The following is a 14,664-nucleotide window of genomic DNA, read 5'->3' on the forward strand; positions in this document are numbered from 1 at the left end:
GAGAAACGCATGGCGAAATTCAATAGCTTCCGCGAGTTCTATCCGTTCTATCTGAGCGAGCATCAAAACCTGACCTGCCGACGCCTTCATTTCGTCGGCAGCACGCTTGTGTTGTGTATCGCCGCGTTCGCGATCATCACCGGACAATTGCGCTGGCTCTGGCTGATTCCCGTGGTCGGCTATGGGTTCGCGTGGGTCGGCCATTTCTTCTTCGAAAAGAACCGGCCCGCCACGTTCAATCATCCTTTCTACAGTCTGCTTGGCGACTGGGTGATGTACAGGGACATCCTGCTCGGCCGACCGCTTACGCGTTCCGCAACCGGGCGTTGATTCGCTGAATCCCCCGCGGGACAAGGGTTTGCGGTCTCATCGCAGCCGTCCCGCCGCTTCCCGCGTTTGCACGATCGTCTTGCATCGTGTTAACATGTGCACCGTTCCAACAGCAATTCACCTTCATTCGCGCTCAATTCACCGCACGCGTTCATTCGCAGGTTAGTCCTCGGGTAGCGCAGTCCGCAACGAGTTGAGCTGTTTTCATACAAGAAGGCTTACGGCCTTTTTCGTTTCCAGCCTTACGGCGACGCAAGCAGCTTCTGCCCGCGTCTTCATGCATCTGCCCCCCTTCCACGGCCACGCAGATGCAACCCTGTCAGCACCTCAGACGAGTGCACTTTCGCGACGACCTGTGCGATGCGAAGGCGTCGGCATTGTCTGTCGACTTCACGTAGCGTACGTAGCTTCCCGCCATCGTCTGCTCGCGAAACTGCACTCCCCCAGCAACCGTGGCCCGGCGCACGCGTCGGTCCACTGCCATTGGAAAGGGAGTTTCAATCTTGACCGCATCCAGCAACGGCTTCTGGCGACATCACAAGCAAGACGAGCGCCTCACGCTCGATGACATCACCGTCGTCGATCAATCTCTGCTCAAGCGCGCAGTCGGCGCAATGGCGCTCGGCAATGCGATGGAGTGGTTCGACTTCGGCGTGTACAGCTACATCGCCGTGACGCTCGGCCAGGTCTTCTTCCCGTCGAGCAGCCCATCCGCACAGCTGATCGCGACCTTCGGCACGTTCGCCGCCGCCTTCCTCGTGCGACCGCTCGGCGGTATGGTGTTCGGTCCGCTCGGCGACCGCATCGGCCGGCAGCGCGTGCTCGCCATGACGATGATCATGATGGCCTGCGGCACGTTCGCGATCGGTCTCATTCCGTCGTATGCATCGATCGGGATTCTCGCGCCGGTACTGCTGCTCGTCGCGCGGCTCGTGCAAGGGTTCTCGACCGGCGGCGAGTATGGCGGCGCCGCCACGTTCATCGCCGAGTTCTCGACCGACAAGCGGCGTGGCTTCATGGGCAGCTTCCTCGAGTTCGGCACGTTGATCGGCTATGTGCTCGGCGCAGGCACGGTCGCGCTGCTCACCGCGACGCTCTCGCACGAGGCCTTGCTGTCGTGGGGCTGGCGGGTGCCGTTCATGATTGCGGGTCCGCTCGGTCTGGTCGGTTTGTACATCCGCCTGAAGCTTGAAGAAACGCCTGCATTCAAGAAGCAGGCAGAGGAAAACCAGGCGCACACACGGCCGCAACAAACACTACGTCAGTTGCTCGCGCAACAATGGAAGCCGCTGCTGCTGTGCGTGGGCCTCGTGTTGATCTTCAACGTGACCGATTACATGGCGTTGTCGTATCTGCCGAGCTATCTGTCGGCGACCTTGCATTTCGACGAAACGCACGGCCTCTTTCTCGTACTGCTCGTCATGCTGCTGATGATGCCGATGACGCTGTACGCCGGGCACCTGTCCGACCGCGTCGGCCGCAAACCTGTTCTGCTGTGCGGTTGCGTGGGCCTCTTCATGCTGTCGATCCCCGCGCTGCTGCTGATCCGCACCGGCGATACGTTGTCCGTATTCGGCGGTCTGCTGATGCTCGGCACGCTGCTATCGTGCTTCACCGGCGTGATGCCGTCCGCGCTGCCGGCGCTGTTTCCGACGAGAATCCGTTACGGCGCGCTCGCCATCGGTTTCAATCTCTCGGTGTCGCTATTCGGCGGTACGACACCGCTCGTTGCCGCGTGGCTCGTCGACTCCACCGGTGACCTGATGATGCCCGCGTACTACCTGATGGGCGCATCGCTGATCGGCATCGCGTCGGTGCTCGCGCTGCGCGAGACCGCGCGCAAACCGTTGCCCGGCTCCGGCCCGTGCGTTGCAACGAACGCCGAAGCGCATGCAGTGTTGCGCGGTCATCGCGAGGCGGAGGAAATGGACGAGGCGTACGCGACGGCGGCGACTGCGCGGGCGTGATGCGCGGCGCGCGGTTTGAACGTGGATCGGTGTGCGTCGACGAGTGGTATGCGTTGGCTGCGGGCGCCGACACGTGCTGCCAACCTCAAACCGCGAGCGTATGCAGCGTCGCCTTCACTCTCGCGCCGTCGATCTCCAGTATCGCCACCGACACCGGCAAACGAAAACGCCGCGGCCCCGCGCTACCTGGATTGACGAACAGCACGCCGTCGTCACGCAAATCGACCAGCGGTTTGTGCGAATGCCCGGTGACGACCACACCGATACCGTCGCTGTGCAGATCGTCAGGCACGTCGGCGATATCGTGAACGACGAGGATCTTCGTTTGCTGGACAGTCAGCGTTGCGTGTGTCGGCAACGTACGGGCCCAGGCGCCCGTATCGTTGTTACCGCGCACGACAGTGAGCGGCGCAAGCGCGGCCAGCGCTTCGAGCACGGCCGCTTCGCAGATATCACCGGCATGCACGATGGCCTCGCATCCTGCCAGGCACTGCAACGCTTCGGGACGCACGAGGTTGTGCGTGTCGGAAATCAGACCGATGCGGGACGGTAACGGATGGGCGGGCATGATGGTGTGAGTGAGCGCGAGCGGTGCGTCAAGACTCGAGCACACGCGCAATGCGCCGGTCCGGAATCAGCCACAGCGCGGCGGCCGCCGTATACAGCACCGCAGAAATCCACGGCGCGACGAACGCGAGCACCACCCCCGCCAGATAGATCACCGCCGATACCTTACCCTTGATATCGTGCCCTATCGCCTTCGCGAGGGTCGAGTCGCGACCCTCGCTGCGTATCAACGCCTGAATCAGGATGAAATACGCGACCGCTGCCATAAACAGCACGAATCCGTACAACGCGGTGGGCCAGGCAGCCAGGTGACTCTCGCCGATCCAGTCCGTGATCACCGGAAACAGCGACAGCCAGAACAGCAGATGCAGGTTCGCCCACAGCACACCGCCGCTCACCTTCTGCACCGCGTGGAACGTATGGTGATGATTGTTCCAGTAGATGCCGACGTAGATGAAGCTCAGCACATAGGCCAGGAACACGGGAATCAACGGCTGCAGCGCCGCGAGATCGATGCCGTGGGGCACCTTCAGTTCCAGCACCATGATCGTGATGATGATGGCGATCACGCCATCGCTGAAGGCTTCGAGTCGTCCTTTGCCCATCTGCGGGTTCCCTGTCGGTTGATATGTCGAGGTGCGCGTCACATACGCTGCACGAACGCGCAGCCGATTATCGGCGATGCGCAGATGCCTTGTCGATGGCTGCTGCTACAGCAGCAGCCACGCATGCTGGATCGTGTCAGGTTCTCAAACCAGCGGCTTCAACCCATCGAGTAACGTCGGTATCAGTTCGCAGATCGTCGGATGGATATGCATCGCGTACTGCAACGTCGTGTACGGCGCACCGGCGGTCATGATGTCGATGAAGGTATGAATCGCCTCATCGCCCTCGATGCCGAAAATCGTCGCACCAAGAATGCGCTTCGTCTGCGCATCGACCAGCGCTTTCATGAAGCCATCCGTTTCGCCGCGCTCGCGTGCGCGGCCGACACGCGACATCGGCATCGTCGCGATCAACGCGGGCCGACCGCTCGCGCGCACTTCGCTCTCCGACATTCCGACCCGCGCAAGCGGCGGGTCGACATACAACGCGTAAGCCATGATGCGGTCGTCGACGCTGCGCGAGCCGCCGTCGAGCAGATTCGCCGCGACGATCTGAAAATCGTCGTACGACGTATGCGTGAATGCGCCGCGTCCGTTGATATCGCCAATCGCCCATACGCCCGGCACGTTCGTGCGCAGTTGTCCGTCGACAGGGATCCTGCCGTGCCGGTCGGTGGTGACGCCTGCAACATCGAGACCGAGATCGTCGGTATTCGGCCGGCGCCCTGTGGCGAACAGCACATGTGAGGCATCGAGCGACGCAGCGCCTTTCCCGAACTTCACGCGCACACCGCTGCCGTCCGCCTGCAATGGCTCAACGCTAGCAAGATCGGCACCGTAGCGGAATTCGATACCCTCGCTCGCAAGTACGGTCTGCACAGCCAGCGCAAAGTCTTCGTCCTCGCGGGTCAGGATGCGCTCCTCGCGCACGAGCACCGTGACACGGCTACCGAAGCGGCGAAACACCTGAGCAAATTCGAGCGCGATATAGCTGCCACCGACGATCGCCAGATGTTCCGGCACGTCGATCAACTCAAGCAGCGTGGAATTGGTGTAATAGCGGATGCGCTCGATACCGTCGAGCGGCGGCACGACTGCGCGCGTACCGGTGTTGATGAAGATCTGCTCTGCAGTAAGCTCTTCGACGATCTGGCCGTCACGATCTGCGATCTGAACCGTATGCGGTCCAGTGAAACGCGCGTGCCCGTTGAACACCGTCACGTTCTCCGCATTGCGCAGCCACTGCTCGAGGCCATCGCGCGACTGTGCGACCACCTGGTCCTTACGCACCTTCACTCGCGCGAGATCCACCGAAACGGCGCCGCCCACCTGCACGCCGAGTTCGGCCGCATGGCGGGCAACGTGCGCAGCCCGCGCACTCGCGACATAACTCTTGGTGGGTGTGCAACCGACATTGACGCACGTACCGCCAAAGGCGGCACGCTCGATCACCGCGGTTTTTCGACCGCTTTTCCCAAGGCGTACCGCAAGCGGCGGACCGCCCTGCCCGGTACCGATCACGATTGCGTCGAAGTGTTGAGGCATGGCACATCTCCCGAAGCCGGTGTGGGGATGCGTGCCATCTTACGCTTCAGTGATGAGCGGGTTGACGACTCCGTCGTTGCTGGTCGAGGGATCTGCTGCAGCGAGCCGTCAGGCCGTGCAAGGGCCGTGGCAGAACAGCGATCGCGCGCTGTGCAACGCTGCCTGCGCGCCACGCGTCACCGCCATCACGCCGACCTGTGTGAGATTGAAATCCTGCGACACCATCAATTGCATGAGCGCGACCATCGGCAGCACCAGTGCCGGGTGATAAAGCTGACGTGCGATCAGGTCTCTCATGACTGCTCCCATCGGGCGTTGCCGTTTCGGCGCAGCACCGCAATTGACGATTCGATGGATGTATTGTAGGAAGGCGCGCCCTGCGGATAAATGGGCGGAATGCGAAGTCACTTGTCGCCGGATGCGAACAATCGGCAGCGGGCCGCGCAAGCCCTACCGGCGGGGCCTGCGCGGCGTTCAGTCGCCTATTCGAGCGGCGCCGCGATGAACTCGGGTAGCGCTTCGGCACGTGCCGAGAACGCCGCCAGCGCCGGATACTGCGCCGGATCAACCGTGCCAGGCAGGATGAACTGCGTGAACCGCCATGCAACTGCCGTGGTGATATCGGGCTGCATCAAGCGGTCGCCGACCAGCCAGCCGTCATGGCCGGCCACCAGTGTTTCGAGTTGCGCAAACGCCTGCTCCATCTGCCCCTGCACGCGCGCCACCCACGGCTCGTGCTGGCGTTCCGCCGGTCGCAGGTTGCGTTCGTAGACGTGCTGCACGGTCTTTTCAGCGGCTGCGAGCGCAAAACCCGTCACCTGCAGCGCGCGCTGGCGCGCAGCCGGATCTTCAGGCATCAAGCGACGCTCGGGCGCCACCTTGCGGTCGAGATGATCGAGGATCAGCGACGAGTCGATCAGCACCGTGCCATCGTCCTCGACCAGCGTCGGCGCCTTCACGACCGGATTGATCTTCGCAAACTCATCGTAATGACGAAACACCGACAGGCTGCGATGCTCGAACGGCAGGCCGAGCACAGCCAGCGAAATCGCCACGCGACGCACATAAGGAGAATCCAGCATCCCGATCAACTGCATCTTGTCACTCCAGGTTCGTGGAAAAGGACCTGCGGCTTCCTGAAACTTCAACGCTGTTGCAGCGCTACCCGCAAGCCCAGCGAAAGAAAGATCGTGCCGATGATCTTGCCCTGCCAGCGGACGAGCCACGTCAGCTTTTTGACCAGCCGGCCGAGCGGACGGATCGTGAGCGCGAGCAAGGTGGTGTAAAGCACGCTCAACGCGACGAACACGCCGCCGAGCACGGCGAACTGCGCAAACGACGAACCCTGCCCCGGATGCACGAACTGCGGCAGGAAGGCGAGGAAGAACAGCGCGGTCTTGGGATTCAGCACTTCGGCAGGAATCGCCTGCCAGAACGCTTGGGCCGGTGTCACTGCGGGGATTTTCGGCAGCGTCGGATCGGACGGTTTCTCGAGCAGTGCGCGCACGCCGAGATAAACCAGATACGCGGCACCGATCAGCTTGACGGCGTTGAATGCAAGCGATGACGTCATCAGCAGCGCCGACAGGCCGGCCGCGGCGCACAGCGTGTGGATGAAATCGCCGGTGGCGATGCCAAGCCCGGTCAGGATGCCGGTCTTGCGGCCGCCCTGTACGGTGCGGGTCAGCACCAGTAGTACAGCCGGCCCGGGGATCAGCATCAGCCCCAGCACGACAGCGACGAAAGTGCCCAGCGTCGAAAGCGAAAACATTGCAATGCCCCCTTGTGCGATGCGAACGGTGCGAACGGTGCGAACCGCGAGTGTCGCATTTCCGGCGGCTTCGATTCAAGACACAACTGACGGGGCCACACAATTATCCGAGCTGCTGCTCGATCGTTCGTGTGAGCGGTGTGTCGACATCGCCGGTGTGACGCGTCGTCACCGCCTCGATCAGCACGATCCAGCACTCGTCCTGTGCGACCGGATTGTGCAGCACGCCCTTCGGCACGACGTGCACGACACCTTCGCCAAGCTCGACGGCGCGGCCACCCTCGTACTCCATCCGCAGCCGGCCGCGCACCACGTAGAACAGTTCGTCCTCGTCGCGGTGGCTGTGCCACGCAAGTTCGCCCTTCACCTTCGCGATCTTCATGTACTGATCGTTGACCTGCGCCACGACTTTCGGTGACCAGTATTCGGTCACCGCGTCGAACGCGGACATCAGGTCGAACGATTCCGCAAATCCTGTTACAGCCATTTCTATCTCCACATTGGAACAATCGATACCGCAAGCAGCACGCCAAGCAGCGCGTTGATGATGCGCCATTGCCGCGGCGTGCGCACCAGCCGCGCGAGCAGCACGCCGGCCACGCACCACAGCGATAGCGACACCACCGCCGACACACCGAACGCGCCACCCAGCAGCAACGCGAGATGCAGCGGGCCGTCCGCGAGCATCGCGAACGACGCCGCGGCGCCGAGCGCCATCGCCCAACCCTTCGGATTGAGCCAGAGCAGACACGCCCCGCCGAGCAATGTGGTGGGCGCTGCCGTCGAGCGGTCGAGATCGGGCGCCCCGCTGCGCGCGACCCGCCACGCCAGCCACAGCAGATACGCGCTGCCGATCGCCTTCATGCCGGTCTGCAGCACGGGCGCGGCCAGCAGCACGCCAGCGAGACCGGCGGCGGCAGCGGCGGCCAGCGACGCAAGCCCCAGCGCGATGCCCGCCATCAATGGAATCGAGCGACGAAAGCCGAACTGCGAGCCCGACGCCGTGGCGAGCGCCGTCGCACCGCCGGGCGTCACGGTGGCAACGGCGGCAAACAGGATCAACGGTGCGATCGAGCCGGTCGAGGTGGCGACGAAGGACATGGCAGCGTTCCGGAGCAAAACGCCACTGTAGCCATCGCACTCACATTAGAAAATCGAAAGTTTCTGATGATTCACATTAGACAATATAATGTGACGATGAACCGGAATCTCGACCTCGCGCTGGTGCGCACTTTCGTTGTAGTCGCCGACCACGGCAGCATGACCGCTGCCGCCAACCGGCTGCATCTGACCCAGGGCGCGGTGAGCCAGCAGATCAAGCGTCTCGAGGAGGCGCTGGGTTGCGAGCTGTTCGCGCGTGTCGGACGCCAGCTCGAACTGACCCAGGTGGGCGAGCGCTTTCTCGGCAAGGCGAAGCGCCTGCTCGGCATGAACGATGAAATCTGGGCGGATATGGTGGCCCGTCCGATACTCGGCCAGGTGCGCCTCGGTGTCCCCTACGACCTGGTCGGCGCGTGCTTCGCACCGATCTTCAAGGCGTTTACCGAAGCGTGGCCGAACGTGGAAATGGCGATTGTCTGCGGTTCGTCGCCGGAACTTGCGGACGCGCTGGCGCGCGGTTCGCTCGATGTCGCGGTGATCGAAGAGCCCGCGACCGAAGCGAGCGGCGAATGTCTGCGCGTCGAGCGTCTGGTGTGGGTCGGCGCGCGCGGTGGTAGTGCGCATCTGAAGCGACCGCTGCCGGTCTCGATGGTGAGCGACACCTGCGCGTTCCGGCAGACCGTGCTCGGCGCGCTGGGTAGCAGCGGCATCGAGTGGCGCACGGTCTTCGAGAGCGGCAACATCGAGGCGACCACCGCGACGGTGCGCAGCGGACTCGCCGTGACCACGTGGCTGACGTCGACCGTACCCGCCGATCTCGACATTCTCAGCGCGGATGCTGACCTGCCCGAGCTACCGCCGTTTGCGATCAGCCTGCGGTTTCCTTCGCAGGGTGCCACGCCCGCAGGACGCGAACTCGCGCAGTTCATTCGCGATGGACTGCTGCGGCAACACCGGCCCGCGCCGATGTGAAGTAACGCGAAGCAGGATTTCGCCTGCTTCACGCTGAATGCTGTTAAGCGCTCACAGTCCGGCCGGCAACACATTGCGCGAGCTCTGCTGCGCACGCTCGACGAGCACACCGAACAGCAACCCGATCGTCGTCCACATGATCGCCTGCATGCCGAGTGCGGCGAGGCGGAATTTCCACAGCAGTGCAGCAGGGAACGCGGCCGGCACTTCGTTGATCGACGGCAGGCCGAGTTGCACAGCCGCGATGATGACGATGAACACCGCACCAGCGACGATCGCTCCGTTCCACGCACCAAAGCGCGCAGCCGCATGACGCCGCAGCTTCAACGAGAACACCGTCGCGGCCAGCGAGATCGCGATCATCAGGAAGAACAGGCCCGTGCGATAGCCGATCGTTTCGGGGTCGCCGATCGATGGTGGATTGGCCGGGTACTTGAGATTCGGCACGATCACGATCGCGACGAATGCCGCCAGTGCGAGCAATGCCGACAACGCACGCGCACCGAGCCGGCCCGAGCGGCCGTAGGCATACGCGAACACCAGCGAGAACAACCCGCCCACCGCCGCGCCATACACCACTACGCCAGTCAACAAACCGAACCCCGCCTGCGTGTGACGGCTGACGATTTCCGGTTCGGGCGCTTCGCCCTTCGCCGCATCGGCTTTCTCTTCGAATGAGATCGCCTGATCGACCTGCGGTTCGCCGGCGATCTTCGCAAAGGTGAACGTGAGCAATCCCGCGACGATGCCTGTGAGCATCCCGCGCATCAATAATCTACCGACCATGTCGACTCCCGGTTAGTGGCAAGGAAAGCCGAGCAGATGGCGGCCGTCGTGCACGAACTCGTGCACATACATGCCGGGGATCAACGACGTCGCGCCTTCTTCGGCGCCGACAAAATAGATCGCCAGCAACAGCAGCAGGCCACCGAAGATAATCCACGGCAGCAATTCACGCAGAGGGATCGGTACCGGCTGGACAGCCGGCTTGAGAACAGCATCGGTCATGACGGACTTCTCCTGGGGTTACGCGCCCCGACAGTCGTTGGAAAGAGATGACGTGAAGCGAGGGTCTGGCTTTCGGTTCTGCATTGAACCGATTACAGTGGCGCGACCGCGCCGGGCTTGCACCGGCTTCCTTGCTTCAGCGGCGTTATTCTACGCGCTAAAATCCGGCGCGCCGGCTAGCGGACGCGGCGAGCGAACAAAGCAGCACACGCTTCATGGGAGACGAACGCGATGCAGACACGGCAGACACGGTTATGGCTGGTGAGCCATGCAGCGACCGCCGCGATGCGCAGCGGCCGCTTTCCCGCCGACGATCCACTCGATGCGCGCGGTCACACCGACGCGCACGCGTATCGCGCGCAGCTCGAGGTGCCTGGCGACGCGCTCGTGTTCAGCAGCCCTGCGCGATGCGCTCGCGAAACAGCGACGGCGCTCAACCTCACCGCCGACATCGCACCCGCGCTCGCCGACATGCACTACGGCCGCTGGCATGGCCAGCGCGTCGCGGACATCGCGACTGACGAACTGCCGATGCTATCCGCCTGGAGCACCGATCCCACCGCCGCGCCGCCCGGTGGCGAATCGTTCGCCGCGGTATCGACGCGGGTCGCGCAGTGGCTCGATCAGCTTGCCGACGTCCCCGCAGTCATCGCGATCACCCACGCCGTCGTGATACGCGCCGCGCTACTGCACGCGCTACGCGCACCGCTTGCCACTTACACGCGCATCGAAATCGCCCCGCTATCGCGGATCGAATTGCAGCGTTCGACGCGTGGCTGGGTCTGGTGGCCCGCTGCGTAGATAGTGGGATCGGCCTGCGTGTCGAGCATCCTTTTCATGCGATCGAAAGAACATGTAAGGCTTGCGAACATCGATGTATGCAACGTGCGTCGATATTCTCGTGCAATTGTCATCTCTGCATCACTCATGTTCACAATCCGCGAACTATAGTGTGATCTGAAGGAAAAACTACATAGCTGAGAGGACTCACCGATGATCAAGCATCGCATCTATTCCGCATTGCTGTCCGCCGTGCTGATCACTACGATCGCGCCGGTATGCGAGGCGCAGCAGTACACCACTGACTGGATCGCCAACACCTTCGGCACCGACGCCACCCACGTGGGCAGCACTGCGCGCTCGATGTGGGTCGCACCCGAAGGGGTCATTTATACGGCTTCGTTCTGGGATGAAAACGAGGGCGGCGTCGCGCTCTACCAGGGCGGCAAGAGCATCGGTTCGTTTGGTTTGCACAACGAGTTCCAGGGCAGCGCCATTACCGGCAATGCGACGTCGATCTTCGCGGCCTTGCAATTCAACAACGTGTACGGCAGCGGCTCGGTGGGTCGCTACAACCGCACCACGCAAACGCGCGACGTGCTCATCAACGTCAGTGCGGACACAACCGAAGCCCATGCCGATGTCGTGACCGGGCTCGCCACCTCGGGCTCGCTGCTGTATGCGAGCGACCTTCCTGGCAATCGGGTCCGCGTCTACACGACGGACGGCGTCTGGCAGCAGGACATCAACGTGACGGCGCCAGGTGCCCTCGCGATCGATGGCTCCGGCAATCTCTGGGTCGCCCAGAAAAGCGCGGGCACGATCGCCGAATTCAGTTCGACCGGCACGCCACTGAACACCATCCAGATGCCCACTGCTTCGCAACCATCGGCGCTGTATTTCGACACGGCGAAACAACTGCTGGTTGTCGGTGACGAAGGGCCCGACATGAACATCAAGATCTACAACACGTGGCTCATTCCATTTCAGGTCGGCACGTTTGGGATCAAAGGGGGATATCTCGACAACACGACGGGTATCAAAGGCCAGGTCGGCGACAAGCGCTTCACGCGCGTCACCGGTATCGGCAAGGACACCGCCGGCAACTTCTATGTGCTGAACAACCCATGGGGCGGCGGCTGGGATCTCGGCCGCGACGGCGGCACTGACATTCACGCCTACAACAACGGCGTCCTGCAATGGAAACTGCAGTCACTGAACTTCGAGGGCGTCGGCGCGCCCGATCCGGGAACGGACGGGGCCTACTTCTATAGCGGCACCAACATCTATACCGGCACCGCGGGTGGCACCTTCGTGGCGAACACGGTCGATCCGTTCACCTATCCGTCTGATCCGCGCCTCAACCTCAACGACACGCAACGCGACGAACACTTCGGCCAGCTCGTCTCGGTAGGCGGCAACCGCATTCTGGTCGCGTCCGGCCAGAGCCCGGCGATCTTCTATCTGTTCCACTTCAACGCGGCGAGCGGCTACGTCGCGATACCGGATGCGTCGATTCCGGGTACGGCGTTCAATACGACGCGACCGATCACCGGCGGATTTTCTATCGATAGCAAGGGCGACATCTGGGCCGGCCTCGATCGAACGAACCACATCTACCACTATCCGTTGACCGGGTTCGACGCCAGCGGCAAGCCATCGTGGGGACCGGGCATCGCGCTCTATATTCCGCTCAGCGTCCGGCCGTTGACACGCATCATCTACCTCGCGGAGAGCGACACGATGATCCTCGCGCAAGGCATCATCGGCAGCATCGACTGGACGTCGATTGGAACGCGGATCGAGGTGTATCACGGCTGGGCGGCTGGCAACATGACCAAGCCTAACCCGGTGTTCACCGTGGCAAATCCGAAGTCGATCACGGCAGCCGGCAACTATCTGTTCGCCGGATATGTGCACACCGTGCCCAACATCGACGTGTTCAATCTGACCACCGGCAATCTCGACACCACGCTGATCAACGCCAGCCCGAGCACCGTGAGTGTCGGTAACGACGTCGATTCGATGTATGGGCTCAGAGCGTACCTACAGTCGAGCGGACAGTATGTGATCACCAAGGATAACTACAACGACTCCAGCATCATCGTGCATCGCTGGACGCCGTAACGCCGTAAGTGGCAAGACCACTACGCCGGGACGTCGCTCTCGCGATGTCCCGGCTCGTAGAACATCGCAAACAGCTCCGACTGCGAGCCGATGCCGAGCTTCGCGTAGATGTGTTTCTTGTGCGCACGCACGGTCTCGAACGAGATCGCGAGTTTCTCGGCAATCGCGCGGGTTGAAAAACCGCTCAGCGATAACATCGCGACCTCGATCTCGCGCGCGGTCAGCACACCGCGGCCGTTCCGGCCGGACAATGCGCCGATGCGCGCGGGTAGATCAGCGGCATTGGTTTCGATCGGCGGCGCCGTCTCGCCGGGTGGCGCGAAATTCTCATAGCGCAGCCGCTGCTGCATCAACGCCAGCACCCACGGCGCGAACAGCGTAAGCAACGCGATCTCACGCTCGTGATAGCGGCGCCGGCTGCCGAGCGAAAACGCCATCGTGTGATCGGCGTCGATCACCACATTGAAATGCACTTCATCGCCGACGACGTTCTTGCAAAAGTACCGCTGGTAGTACTCGGTCATGCGGAAATTATCGGGCGCGACGTCGGCGAGCGTGAAGAAACCCGATGCGCGCGTTTCGACCGCGGCCAGATAGAACGGATCGAGTTGATAGAGCGCCGCGAGGTAGTCCTGGAACATCAGGTCGGGCTTGCCGTCCGGCAACGCCTGCTCGGCGCAGACAAACGGCGGCGCGGCCCGCGTGAAGCGCAGCGCCACCCAGCTGTCGAACTTGATGTGCCGCTCCAGCACGCGCGTGAGACGGGCCCAGAAATGCGGGCTGTCGAGAGCGTCGATGGCTGAGCCAATCTCCCGATGAAACGCGAGATCGCGCCATTCGAACTCCATATCTTCTCCGGTGAGGTAACCCACGTGGGTAATTTCCGGACAAAAATAACACACTGATAATGCGCCGGACGGAATCATGCGGCAGCGCTGCCCGGGCGACTGCAAGGTATCTGGAAGGAGACATACGATGCAGGTGGAACTCGCGCAACTCGCGCTCGTCGACAGCAACGTCGAACACAACACCCGTAAGGTGATCGAAACCATCGGCCGCGCCGATGTGGCAGGCGGCACGCAACTGATCGTCTTCCCCGAAACCACGCTGTCGGGTTTTCCGACCCGCGAGAACGTCGCCGACGTCGCCCAGCCGGTCGACGGCCCCGCGCTCAGCGCCGTACGCAATGCGGCCCGCGAAGCCGGTGTCGCCGCCGCTGTGGGCTTCGCCGAACGCGACGGCAGCCGCTTCTACAACACGACCGTGCTGATCGACAAAACCGGCGCGATCCTGCTGCGCTACCGCAAGGTGCATCTGTGGGCGTCCGATGTCGGCGTCTTCACACCCGGCGACCGCTTCGAAACCTGTCAGTGGAACGGCCTCACGGTCGGCCTGCAGATCTGCTACGACATCGAATTTCCGGAAGGCGTGCGCGCACTCGCCACGCTCGACGCCGATCTACTGATCGTCACCAACGGGAACATGGACCCGTTCGGCCCGGTGCATCGCCGTGCGATGACTGCCCGCGCGATGGAGAACCAGATGTTCGCCGTGATGGTGAACCGCTGCGGCGCGGGCGACGACAACCTGACCTTCCCCGGCGAATCCGCGCTGTTCGAACCGTCGGGCGACGTGGCCATCGAGGCGGGCGCCGAAGAAACCGTGCTGCGCGCGCGCATCGATCTCACGCGACTCGAAACGAGCCGCGAGCATTACCGCTATCTGCACGATGCACGTGTGCCGCTCGGTCTCACGCGCGTCGATCATGAAGATGGCTCGCGCTCGCTGGTGATCGAAGCGCGTCGTCGTCACGACTGAGTGGCGGTTTCTTCAAGCGCTTTTTAGTCGTTCCCCTACCGCGTTTCACGGACCGTGCTGTTTCAGGCGGGCC

General features: G+C 62.7%; 17 protein-coding genes and 1 riboswitch. Of the genes, 6 read left to right on the top strand and 11 right to left on the bottom strand.

Annotated elements, in window-relative coordinates; translation table 11 throughout:
• Nucleotides 1–9 precede the first annotated feature (9 nt).
• Both BWP39_RS02835 and proP read left to right on the top strand, forming a co-directional pair.
• Nucleotides 10–330 (top strand): DUF962 domain-containing protein, encoded by a 321-nt coding sequence (locus tag BWP39_RS02835; protein ID WP_096716858.1) that lies wholly within the window; start codon nt 10–12, stop codon nt 328–330.
• 503 nt (nt 331–833) lie between these two features.
• Nucleotides 834–2,297: a glycine betaine/L-proline transporter ProP gene (gene proP, locus BWP39_RS02840; protein WP_096716859.1), complete on the top strand. Its 1,464-nt coding sequence runs from the start codon at nt 834–836 to the stop codon at nt 2,295–2,297.
• An 85-nt stretch (nt 2,298–2,382) separates the two neighbouring features.
• Here the strand turns inward: proP and BWP39_RS02845 are convergent, their stop codons facing one another.
• The 8 genes from BWP39_RS02845 to BWP39_RS02880 all read right to left on the bottom strand — a co-directional run bounded on the left by BWP39_RS02845 (nt 2,383) and on the right by BWP39_RS02880 (nt 7,886).
• Nucleotides 2,383–2,865: a metallophosphoesterase family protein gene (locus BWP39_RS02845; RefSeq protein WP_096716860.1), complete on the bottom strand. Its 483-nt coding sequence runs from the start codon at nt 2,863–2,865 to the stop codon at nt 2,383–2,385.
• A 28-nt stretch (nt 2,866–2,893) separates the two neighbouring features.
• The gene (locus BWP39_RS02850) at nt 2,894–3,469 is read right to left on the bottom strand and encodes a TMEM175 family protein (protein WP_096716861.1); all 576 of its coding nucleotides are present in this window, start codon (nt 3,467–3,469) and stop codon (nt 2,894–2,896) included.
• Nucleotides 3,470–3,613: 144 nt separating this feature from the next.
• Complete coding sequence (locus BWP39_RS02855) at nt 3,614–5,014, bottom strand: FAD-containing oxidoreductase (protein WP_096716862.1); 1,401 nt, start codon at nt 5,012–5,014, stop codon at nt 3,614–3,616.
• Nucleotides 5,015–5,122: 108 nt separating this feature from the next.
• Nucleotides 5,123–5,311: a hypothetical protein gene (locus BWP39_RS02860; protein ID WP_096718479.1), complete on the bottom strand. Its 189-nt coding sequence runs from the start codon at nt 5,309–5,311 to the stop codon at nt 5,123–5,125.
• A 185-nt stretch (nt 5,312–5,496) separates the two neighbouring features.
• The gene (locus BWP39_RS02865; protein WP_096716863.1) at nt 5,497–6,111 is read right to left on the bottom strand and encodes a glutathione S-transferase family protein; all 615 of its coding nucleotides are present in this window, start codon (nt 6,109–6,111) and stop codon (nt 5,497–5,499) included.
• A 47-nt stretch (nt 6,112–6,158) separates the two neighbouring features.
• Nucleotides 6,159–6,785 (bottom strand): LysE family translocator, encoded by a 627-nt coding sequence (locus tag BWP39_RS02870; RefSeq protein ID WP_096716864.1) that lies wholly within the window; start codon nt 6,783–6,785, stop codon nt 6,159–6,161.
• 103 nt (nt 6,786–6,888) lie between these two features.
• Nucleotides 6,889–7,272: a cupin domain-containing protein gene (locus BWP39_RS02875; RefSeq protein WP_096716865.1), complete on the bottom strand. Its 384-nt coding sequence runs from the start codon at nt 7,270–7,272 to the stop codon at nt 6,889–6,891.
• Between the two features lie 2 nt (nt 7,273–7,274).
• Nucleotides 7,275–7,886 carry a LysE family translocator gene (locus BWP39_RS02880; protein WP_096716866.1) on the bottom strand — a complete coding sequence of 204 codons (612 nt, stop codon included), beginning with the start codon at nt 7,884–7,886 and terminating at the stop codon, nt 7,275–7,277.
• 96 nt (nt 7,887–7,982) lie between these two features.
• Between BWP39_RS02880 and BWP39_RS02885 the strand changes: the two genes are divergently transcribed.
• Nucleotides 7,983–8,858 carry a LysR family transcriptional regulator gene (locus BWP39_RS02885; protein WP_096716867.1) on the top strand — a complete coding sequence of 292 codons (876 nt, stop codon included), beginning with the start codon at nt 7,983–7,985 and terminating at the stop codon, nt 8,856–8,858.
• A gap of 51 nt (nt 8,859–8,909) precedes the next feature.
• Here the strand turns inward: BWP39_RS02885 and BWP39_RS02890 are convergent, their stop codons facing one another.
• On the bottom strand, nt 8,910–9,644 hold the full coding sequence (locus BWP39_RS02890; protein ID WP_096716868.1) for a CbtA family protein: 735 nt from the start codon (nt 9,642–9,644) through the stop codon (nt 8,910–8,912).
• Between the two features lie 12 nt (nt 9,645–9,656).
• Nucleotides 9,657–9,866 (bottom strand): CbtB domain-containing protein, encoded by a 210-nt coding sequence (locus BWP39_RS02895; RefSeq protein ID WP_096716869.1) that lies wholly within the window; start codon nt 9,864–9,866, stop codon nt 9,657–9,659.
• Between the two features lie 39 nt (nt 9,867–9,905).
• Nucleotides 9,906–10,043, bottom strand: a riboswitch (cobalamin riboswitch).
• Nucleotides 10,044–10,097: 54 nt separating this feature from the next.
• On the opposite strand from BWP39_RS02895, the gene BWP39_RS02900 reads away from it, so the two are divergent.
• A complete protein-coding gene (locus tag BWP39_RS02900; RefSeq protein WP_096716870.1) occupies nt 10,098–10,667 on the top strand; it encodes a histidine phosphatase family protein in 570 nt (189 codons plus the stop codon).
• 192 nt (nt 10,668–10,859) lie between these two features.
• Nucleotides 10,860–12,773 carry an SMP-30/gluconolactonase/LRE family protein gene (locus tag BWP39_RS02905; protein ID WP_096716871.1) on the top strand — a complete coding sequence of 638 codons (1,914 nt, stop codon included), beginning with the start codon at nt 10,860–10,862 and terminating at the stop codon, nt 12,771–12,773.
• A 20-nt stretch (nt 12,774–12,793) separates the two neighbouring features.
• On the opposite strand, the gene BWP39_RS02910 is transcribed toward BWP39_RS02905, so the two are convergent.
• The gene (locus BWP39_RS02910; protein WP_096716872.1) at nt 12,794–13,621 is read right to left on the bottom strand and encodes a response regulator transcription factor; all 828 of its coding nucleotides are present in this window, start codon (nt 13,619–13,621) and stop codon (nt 12,794–12,796) included.
• A 127-nt stretch (nt 13,622–13,748) separates the two neighbouring features.
• On the opposite strand from BWP39_RS02910, the gene BWP39_RS02915 reads away from it, so the two are divergent.
• A complete protein-coding gene (locus BWP39_RS02915; RefSeq protein ID WP_096716873.1) occupies nt 13,749–14,591 on the top strand; it encodes a carbon-nitrogen hydrolase family protein in 843 nt (280 codons plus the stop codon).
• Nucleotides 14,592–14,664 lie beyond the last annotated feature (73 nt).

The organism is Paraburkholderia acidicola, assembly GCF_002362315.1.
GTDB lineage: Bacteria > Pseudomonadota > Gammaproteobacteria > Burkholderiales > Burkholderiaceae > Paraburkholderia > Paraburkholderia acidicola.